At 68.7% G+C, this 9,698-nt stretch carries 4 protein-coding genes; 1 reads left to right on the plus strand and 3 read right to left on the minus strand.

Annotation, left to right across the window (positions count from 1 at the left end; genetic code table 11):
• The first annotated feature begins 38 nt into the window (after nucleotides 1-38).
• Entirely contained in the window at nucleotides 39-428 is a 390-nt protein-coding gene (gene gcvH / locus AB0G14_RS20190) for a glycine cleavage system protein GcvH (RefSeq protein ID WP_357699518.1), read from the plus strand.
• Nucleotides 429-513: 85 nt separating this feature from the next.
• Here gcvH and AB0G14_RS20195 read toward each other — a convergent pair whose 3' ends face one another.
• The 3 genes from AB0G14_RS20195 to AB0G14_RS20205 all read right to left on the minus strand — a co-directional run.
• Entirely contained in the window at nucleotides 514-8,220 is a 7,707-nt protein-coding gene (locus AB0G14_RS20195) for a hypothetical protein (protein ID WP_357699486.1), read from the minus strand.
• A 79-nt stretch (nucleotides 8,221-8,299) separates the two neighbouring features.
• Nucleotides 8,300-8,785: a hypothetical protein gene (locus AB0G14_RS20200; protein ID WP_357699488.1), complete on the minus strand. Its 486-nt coding sequence runs from the start codon at nucleotides 8,783-8,785 to the stop codon at nucleotides 8,300-8,302.
• Nucleotides 8,786-8,885: 100 nt separating this feature from the next.
• The coding region (locus AB0G14_RS20205; protein ID WP_357699490.1) for a hypothetical protein at nucleotides 8,886-9,698 on the minus strand (813 nt) is incomplete at its 5' end.

A 9,698-nucleotide genomic window follows, 5' to 3' on the forward strand; every position in this document is an offset into this window, starting at 1 on the left:
GCGCTGCTCGATGCGCCAGAGGGGAGATTCCGATGATGATGGTGCCGGCACACCTGCGCTATACCGCCGGTCACACCTGGCTGGACGAGGCCGGCGACGCGAAAACGGTCGGCCTGACCAAGCATGCGGCCGATGGCATGCGCGACATCGTCTACGTCCAGCTGCCCGACATCGGTGCCGAGGTGACCGTGGGGCAAGCATGCGGCTCCGTCGAGTCGTCGAAGACGGCCAGCGATGTAGACGCCCCCGCCTCCGGTGTGGTCCTCGCGGTCAACGCCGCGCTCCGGGACGACCCGAGTCTGGTCAACCGCGACCCGTTCGGTGCCGGTTGGCTGTTCCGGATTCGCGTCACCGATCCCGGGGCGACCATGACCGCCGAGGAGTACGCGAAGCTGATGCAGGTGCCGTTCCCCGACACAGTGTGCTGAAAGCGCGAGCAAAGCTCCACCACCGCTGCGCCCTGGACCTCGCCCCCGTCAGGGGGGCGAGGTCCAGCACTTTCTTTCAGGCGCTTTAGCAGTCGACGGTCGCGACCGCGATCACCCGCAGGGTATTCGCCAGGCTGGGATGCCGGGCGATCAGGCTGTTGATGATATCGATCCATTCGACGCGTTCCGCGTCGGTGAGGTATCGGGGGACGAACTCGCGCGAGATGCCCAAAGCCGCGGCCATCTCGCGGTTGGGGTCGAAGACCCAGTCGATGCCGGCCGTGGGGGTTCCAGGGACGGGCTCGCGCAAGCTGTCCAGCGCCGCAGCCTTCGCGGACGTGTCGTGGAGGTCAGGGACGTCAGCAGGGACAGGCTCGCGCAAGCTGTCCACTGCCGCAGCCATCGCGGACGTGTCGTGGAGGTCAGGGACGTCAGCAGGGCGTACCAAGGCGTTGGCCACCGTCGTGATCATGTTGACGTCGGCCTTCTCCGAGGGAAGCTTCGCGGTGCCGCGGGACAGGTCCCCGAGCGCCTTCAGCAGGTCGGCGTCGGCCTCGGGCACCGCGGCGCGGACGATGCGTCGACGGCGGGACGGGTCGGGCTCGGCAAGGTAGCCGAGCGCGGTCTTGATCGCGCCCCGTCCGGCGAGGTACACGGCCGCGTCGCGCACTGAAGCCGGATCGTCGGCGGGCCGGGCTGCCAGGAAGACATCGGTGATCCGAACGGTCGCCGCCTTGAGGATCTCCAGCCGATCCGCAGTGGGGTCCACCGACGACACCCAGCGATTCCAGTCGAACGCCGCGCCGCGGACGTCGGCGTCGGGAACCAGCGCCAGCGCGTTGAGGGCCTTGCCCAGCGCACCGGCGACAAAGCGCCCGTCGGCTCCCGTCGTGGCCGGCAACGGACTCAACGCCGGGGCCACGCCGAGGACCTGCGCCACCGTCGGCAGCACGCTCAGCTGCGTGGGCAGTTGCGCGGAGGCGTCGACGTACGCACGGACCGCCGTTGCGACCTCAGCCTGCGCCGCCTCGTCGTCCGCACCCGCCCGCAGTGCGGCGTTGCCCACCGTCTCACTGAAAGCCCGCCAGGTTGCCTGTACGTTGCCGGCCGACGGCCCGGCCTCGGCCAGCCCCTCGTCGACCTTCGCCTGCAGATGGTCGCGCCACACCCGCAGTCGCGCCAGGTCCGTGGACCGTGGTCGGTTCACGGACCACCCGCGTGCGTCGGCCTGTGGTCGCACCAGGAACGCGGCGGCCACGCCACTGCCTTGGAGCGGTCGACCTTCGGCGTCCAGGCCGATGCTGTGCGCAGGCGCCAGCTCGGCCAACTCGCCGTCCACCAGGACCGGAGCGCCCAGAATCTCGGCGATCCCGGTCAGCCACTCCGGCGTCCGCTGGGCGCCGGCGAAGCGAAGGTCGATGAAGATCGGCGCGTTCGTGGCGCGCCGGGACTCGACGGCGGCCGCCAGCGATCCGAGATCGGCGAACAGGAGGGCATCCGGAACGACTCTGGTCCCGAGGATCGACGTGGGCAGTGCGCTGGCCGCGTTCAGATCGGCGGCAGACCTTACCGGGCCGTGCAGGAAGAACCCGGACGGGATCTCCGCAGCCGAGACGCCGTCCGCCGGTTCCATGTCGCCGTAGGAGGATGGCGCGGTCACTGACGTGCCGTCCGTCACCGAGGCGGCACCCGAAACCGAACCCGTATCGCTGGTCGCGGAGGCCGGTGACCGACCCTGCGGTGACGGAAGCACCAGGTAATGGCCGGTGACCGAACCGATCGGCACGAACTGATTCGGTGCTGGCGGGCCGGCCAGGTCGCCGGCGGCGATGAGGACCGAAACTCCGGCCCGCTGCCGCAGTTCCCCGGCGGTGTTGGCGGCCCGCACCGGGTCTACCGGCGTTGGCGGATTCAGGTGTGCCACCACCCGACCCCGCACGGTCACATGGGCCGCGGTGAGGATGTCGGTCACCGCGTCGGTGTTGCCGATGGACGGGTCGAGGAACATCACCACCGAATCGGTCAGCCGCGGCATCGTCCGGGCGGACTCCAGGCCCGCGAACCGAGCTCCGTCGCGCCCGACGACATAACCGGCCGGCACCGGCTCCGCCCTGTAGCCGGACGGCATGCGCTGCGCGAGAGCGGCGAGCTCCAGGTCAGCCAGCCACGAGGCGAGGCCCCGCCCGCTCCGCCCGTCGACCACGAGGTCCACCGTGGGCGGGAGCCCGCTCAGCAGTCGATGCACCTGGGCCTTGACCTCGGGCGGCATCGTCGCGGAGCCGGTGACCTCGAGCCTGTTCGACCCGGGCGGGCCGCCGGTCAGCGGGCGCGACGGCGGTTGCCCCGGGCCGGCAGCGGGTGGGCTCACCAGCGCCGCGCCCGGCCGGGCGGTGTCGAGGACCCAGCCCTGGCCGAGCTCGAACTGGTTAGCCAGCCCCGACGCCGGAAGGTTGTGCGGCGTGGCGCCGGGGACCGGGCCGGTTGACGGGTACACGAGGAAGTATCTGGCGAACTGGTCCGAGGTGGGCCCGCGCAGGTTCGAGGTATCGACGTACGGCACGAACCATTTCGAGTTCGGAGCTTCGTCCAGGCGGTCGACCCCGACGATGATCGGTGCCGTCCCGCCCGGTCCGGTCCAGCCCTGGTCGGCCCACCCCTGAACGACGTCGACCGGCACGCGCGGCCCGGCACCCACGTCGATCAACGTGGCCTCGCGATGCGCGTCGGGCAACCGGTCCAGGAAGTCCGTGACCTCGGCGGTGTCGCCGGCGCCGGACACGCCGGGGTTCACCACCAGGACGGACCGCTGACCGAACGCCAGGCCGGACGCCGCCCGGATCTGGTCCACCCCACCGTTGCGGGTCAACGCGTAGCCCGGCTGATCCGCCAGCTGCCGGATCTCCAGCCCTGCCCCGGCCTGCGCGGCGGCGCGCAGCGCCGAGAGCTGCACGGCAGGGTCGATGGGGGCTGCGCCGGATGGACGCAGCATCCCCTCCACTGCCGGGGGCGTCAACCCGCCCGGTACGGCATTCCGCGCCGAGGCCGGTGGTTGCGTACCGTCGGCGGGCACTGCGGCAGGGTGCTCCGCAGGCGTCGTAACGTCCACGCTCGGCCGGGCAGGCGTGCCGGCATGCGCCGTCGGGACCGGTGTCGGGACCGGATCGGCCACGGTGGGACGCGGGGTGGGCGTGATCGAGGCGAGGAAGCGTTCCTGCGCTTCCGCCTGCAGGACCGGAACCAGCGCCCGAACGTCCGCTTCGGCTTGCTTGAGGTCGGCGGCGCTCCACAGGGTGGGCAGGTCTTGGTTGGCCTGTTTGGCGATCTCGTACCGGGTGATGGTCACGGTCGCCCGGGGACTGTTGGCGTTGACGAGCAGGTCGTCGTCCAGCGAGGTGTAGAACTGTGCGCGGCCAGGTTGCCCGCTGCGAGCGGCGCGGTTCATGGCCTGGATGTCGATGTCGTGCGAAATGGCGGACCGCGCGGTGACCTTCACGTCCAGGCCACCGAGCTTGGCCACGCTGGCGCTGATCGGGACGTCGACACCGCGCGCGCCCTGCAGGTTGACGACGGTGATCTTGCCCACCTGGCCACCCTCGTCGACGACCCGCTGGAATGCCGCTTCGGCACGGGGCCCATGCTTCAGGAACCAGTCGGCATCAACCGCAGTGTGGTCGACAGCCTTTGCCTTGAACATGTCCGAGAGCTTCGAGACGAGGGCGTTGTCATGCGCAATGATCCACTGTGGCCGGCCCGCCGCCGCGTCCCGGGCCGCATGGGCGACGAGTTCGCCGAGCTTCTCGTCGGTGGTGGCGAATACCAGATCGTTGCCTTCGATCAGCTTCGACTTGAAGTAGCGCGGGACGTCCCGGATCTTCCCAGAGAGGCCCTGTTGGGCGAACTGCACTTCCTTCCCCAACGCGGTCCCGGATGCGCCTACCACGACGTCGTAGTTCTTGCTGCTGTAGATTTCTCCCGCGCTGACCTTCTTGAGGGTATCCGCGTCGGCGCGGATGGGGAGGTTGTGCTTGGCTTCGATCGCCTGCGCCAACCCATCGTTCCAGCGGGTCTCGCGGCCGAACCTCTCCGTCGACGCCCCGAGGTCCTTCAGGACCCTGTGGGTCGTCTGGTTGATAATGACGACCTTGCCGTGCTCGTCCAGCGTGTAGTGGGTCTTGTACCGGTAATGGAACTCGGCGAGCGCCGAGAGGTTCAGCCGCTTCTGCTGCCACTCAGACGGCGCACGTCCAAGTATCCGCTCGACCTTCGCCAGGCCCTCCTCGGTCAGCCCGGGCGCCCCGCGCCGGCCCGGGCCGAGGTTGAAGTCGTCCGCGGTCAGCGAACCGCCGGCCCGGTGCGAGTTGAGGAAGTCGCGGGCCCAGACCACCTGACCGACGACGGCCTTCGCCGCCGGGTTGCCGACTCCTGTGCTGTGCTGGAAGAGGGTGTCGTCGAAGACCAGGGCCTCGTCGATCTCGTCCATTACCGCGGTCCGGCCGGGTATCGGCTTGTCCCCCAGGTAGCTGAATCCGATGTCGTTGTGCGTCCCGACGTAGATGGTCGGCTCTCCCGGCACCGGCGTCGGTACGTTGCCCTCCTCGTTCATCCGATGGATCTTGGCGCCGTACGGCTCGTACATGCCACGAAGGGCCTGAGCGTCACGTGCGGCCAGGTTGTCCCGGGTGCTGATGTACTGCACTGCTTCTCCCCGGAAGGCCAGGCGACCCACCGCGGCGTGGTAAGCCAGGGACTTCCCCTCGCCGGCCGCCATGTTGACCACCGCGATAGTGGTCAGCCCATCGACCGCATCCGCCTGGGTCCACCGCATCTCCATGCCCGTGTGCCGGCGGATCACCTCGTACACAGCCGCCGTCACGTCGTCGCCTTGGTCGGAGCGCAGCAATCCGCCGATCGCGACGTCGTCGAGCTCGTTGAGCCGCCGACCGGGGGCGACCCGCGGCCCATAACGTTCGGCGATGGCAAACAGTTCCCGCGCCGCCTGTGGCGCCTTGTTCGCCGCGGCCAGCCACCCCTGGAACTCAGGCAGCCGGATATCCGCGACACTCCAGCGTCCATCCCCCATGCGCAGGAACGTGTTGCCGCTCCCCTGAGGTCCGAGGCCATCCACGGCATCAGCGCCCCGGCCCACGCGATAGGCCACCACTTCGTTGGTGATCTCGTGACGGACCTGGTCACCCGACCTGAGTGTGATGGTCCGGCCATCAGCCAGCGTCAGCTGCTCCGGCATGGTGAGCCTGCTGACGGTGATCTCGCCGCGCTCGGTACGCGCCGACCAGGCTCCAACGAGGTCACGGTCGAAGCTGAGCCCGTCAGGCCGTATGACGAGGCGCAGCTCGCCCGCACCGTCGAACACCGCCCTGGACCCCGGCGGCACGTCTACGAGGCCCGGCTCGGTGTCCCCGCTGCCCAGCCGCAGCGCCCCACCATCGCGGGTTTCGTGCAAGCCGTCGGGCAGCCGGGTCCATTCGGCACTCGCCGCCCGTGCGGGGTCCGTGCCGGCCGGGTCGCCGAGGTTCGTGGACGCCGGTCGCCCAGAGTCCGCATCCGGCACGGGCCGTTGTGTGGGGCTCGGCAGTCGACTCCCGTCGTGCGGCACGGAAACCGGTTCGCCCGGCAGCTCACGTGTTGGTGGCCGGACCCCGGCGGCCTGCCCGGCTGCCACGCTCGCCTCACCGACCGACGTCACGCTGGAGCTTCCCGCCCGCAGGGCGGTTGGCGACCATGTCGGGTGAGCCGACCTGGCCTGCGCCTCGCTCCCGAAAACGCGGAACTCGTCGGCTTCCGCGGCCGGCACCGGCCTGCCGCGAAGCGTCGGCACCACCGAGGGGTCCGTCGGCAGCCCCTTCACCCGAGACGCCCGCACCACCAACTCACCCTCGGTGCCAGCCCATATGGTCTGCCGCAGGTTGGGCAGGCTGGAGGCCGGGAATTGCCCCTCACCACCGCGGATCGCCACCGACCCGTTCGACGGCAGCTTCCCGATCGCTCGGCTGTCGGCGGCACTCAACTCATGGCCCGGCGACAGCGACACATCCACCTGCCGGCGTCCGGGAGCGCCCGGGGCCAGCGAAGCAGCCTCATCCGGTCCACCATGCGGTGACGGTGCGGCCGCCCTGACGTTCGGCGGCGCCGCGCCGAGGTGCGCCGGTTCAGGCAAGCGCGGCACAGGCACGCCCGCGCCCACCCGCGGCACGGAGCCCGCGCCCGCGCCCGCGCCATCATGACCCACACCGGGCAGGTCCACCGCACCACCGCGAGGCCCCCCACCGGCCAACCGACCCACCGGCGGCAGAGCCTGCTCACCTACACCCGCCGGCACCACATCCCGCACACCGGGCAACTGCGGCACAGGCGCGCCCGCACCCACCCGCGGCACGGAGCCCGCGCCCGCGCCACCATGACCCACACCCGGCAGGTCCACCGCACCACCGCGAGGCCCCCCACCGGCCGACACATCCGGCGGTTGCACCCAGCGCTCGCCGGTCCCGGGTGGCGGCGGCTCCATCCGCAACGTCGGCGGCACCGGCTCACCGCCCCTCCCGACCGGCAACCGCGGCACCGCACCCGAGCCCTCGGCCGGGTGCGTCACAGCCGGTTCACCTCGGCTCGTCGCCGCCGGCGGCGGCGCAATGTCTCTCGCGATGCCCGGAGGTGCCACCGTGCCGCCGGGCGGCGTCGCCTCGAACAGCGACGGTGTGCCGGGCCGCGACGGTGGCACGACCGGGTCCGGCGTGTGCTCGACCGACGGCCCACGACCGGCGCCGCGCGGGCCCACCACCGGCGGCGGCACCGCGACCTGATCCGGGTGCCCGGCCAGGGCCTTCGACGACGCCGCACCCGCCGCCGGCGGGCCGCCCGCGCTCGCCGCGTCGGGGACGGGTGATGGGGTCCGCGCCGAGATTTCGCCGGGGGCGACCGTACTACCGGCGGTGGACGGTCGCGAGGTGAGCGGAGATACCCCGTTACTGTCCAGATTCCTGGGCACGATGCCGAGCCCAGTGCCCTCGATCGTCTTGATTAGAGAGGGTTGGTTGGAGATGACCGACGAGGTGGTACTGCCCGTAGAAGTTCGTTGGCCCGACACTCCCCCGACGTTTGCGACGTCTGTCGCGCCGCCCGCGCCGGCCTTGGGCCCCCTCCAGAAGAATGGATGGGCGAAGACCGCGCCGAGACCGAACACCACCCCGAAGGCGACCGGCTCGAAGGCCCAGTTGTTCGTTAGGGAGGATGCGAGGAGCTCCGGCGTCCCCCAGATCGCGAGCGACACCGGCAACATGGCCACCTGGCCAAAGACGAACTGCACGACAGCGCCTTTGGGCATGACCGTGCCAAGCCTTGTCGCGATCCAGGTGAACGCGCGGGACAACCCATTGACCATGGAGCTGAGAATCTTACCGAGCGGCAGGAAGATCGTGACAACGTCGACCAACAAGCTGAACATCTTGAGGTAACTTTGCTTTTTCAGTTCCGCCCAGTGCTTTTCCGCCTCATCGGCGAGCTGCCGCACCGAGGTCGCGAACTCGCGGTAAGCCGAAGCGACCCTGTCCAGGACGGCGGAGACCGCCAGCCCGGCCCTCATAGTCGCGTTATATCCACTTCCCCACCAGCCGGTTGTCGACACCGCGTACTTGATGCTGTCACGGACGTTCTTCAGCTTGAACGCGAAGGCATCGAGGCGCCGCGCCAGTTCGCGCAGCGCAGCCGGGTCCGGTGGCGCTTTCCAGACCTCGTCGTCACTCTTTGGGTGGTATGGTCGGGGGCCGCCGCCGGGCAATTTACACCACTCTCAGATCGAGCCGTTGCTGTCGAATCTCGCCGTGATCCCGCAGAGTTTGTCGTTGAGCTTGCGCTGCTCAGGGTACCCACTTCTGGCCGAAGCCCCTGTACTCGCTCAACGGGCCATAGGTCTGCACACCCTCCCAACTATTGCGACCACCACCGGATTCCTCCCCGAGCGCTTGCGCAAAGCTCACCATCACCTCGCAGACGCTCTCCTCGGCTCCACCGTAGTTGCGCGACGCCATGCTGATGCCAGCGCTCAGCTTTATCAGTGAACCCTCACCAGACTTCAGATCGCTGATGTCCGTGGCGCCTGCCGGGCCGAAAAGCGCGGTGAAAGCGGCTTGCAGTTGGTTGACGAAATCCTGGGCGGTCGTCGCGTCCGGACCTTGCCAGCGTATCTGGACATTCTCCCACTTGTTGCCGATCTCGGTCAGCTCTTTGACGACGAGTTCCAGGTAGTCCAGAATCTTGCGGCACTTGTCCCACAACATGAGCGGGTCAACGTGGATGACGTTGGAAACCGACCCGTTAGTCGCTTTGTTGTAATCGACGGCCATCCTCGGCCCCTTCCGGCAAGAGGTTCCCAGCAAAAGCTGATATCGTGTCGTTCTAATTACTCACGTCGGAGAGGCGCCGACCAATCCGGGCAAGCCTTTCCTAATGCGGTCCAGCGTTGATCGTCTCAGCGTCGACGATGTTCTGGTAGGTCCGTGTCATGCGGTTCGCCGCCTCCGCCAGAAGGGCGCTCAAGTTTGCCGCCGCAGTCCCGAACTCCTTGGCCAGGGCATCGAACGAGTCGGCGGCCGGGGAGACCCAAGCCTCCCTGACCGCGGAGAACTGGCTCTCGATGCCCCGGATAGCACTCGCGATCGCTTGTTGGTGTTTCGGCATGGCCAGCGCGAGATGGCCCAAGTCCTGGAGTTGGACCTGCCAGTCGACGAATGTGCCGTCCGGCAGTGTTGTCGAGACGAGCTTGCCGTCTCCGGTCAGCACGACTTTCGTGTACTGGTTCGGGCCGCTGTCATAGGTGAGGGTCTCGTAGCCCGTTTTCGAGTCGTACGCGATGGTGAAATGACCACCGTCGTCACTACCAGCAGTAGGGCGGCCATATTCGTCGTGCCCCGTGAATGTCGTGACCGAATACGTGTCCGGCCCACCCTCATGACGCTCCACCGACGTCACCGACACCACACGGCCACTACCATCAAACTTCGTGACGGACCCATCCCCGTCCATCCTCACAGAGGTAAAACCACCCTCATACGACAACGTGAACGCACCATCCGGACCCGAACCCGCCGTCGGCTGACCCTTCTCATCCCACGCCGAATACGTCGTCGTCGAATACGTATCCGGCCCACCCTCATGACGCTCCACCGACGTCACCGACACCACACGGCCACTACCATCAAACTTCGTGACGGACCCATCCCCGTCCATCCTCACAGAGGTAAAACCACCCTCATACGA

It is taken from the genome of Micromonospora sp. NPDC023814, assembly GCF_040639595.1.
Classification (GTDB): Bacteria; Actinomycetota; Actinomycetes; order Mycobacteriales; family Micromonosporaceae; genus Micromonospora.

Coding starts and splice junctions, on each gene's coding strand:
- gcvH (WP_357699518.1), top strand. CDS start 39: ATGGTGCCGGCACACCTGCGCTATACCGCCGGTCACACCTGGCTGGAC.
- AB0G14_RS20200 (WP_357699488.1), bottom strand. CDS start 8,785: ATGGCCGTCGATTACAACAAAGCGACTAACGGGTCGGTTTCCAACGTC.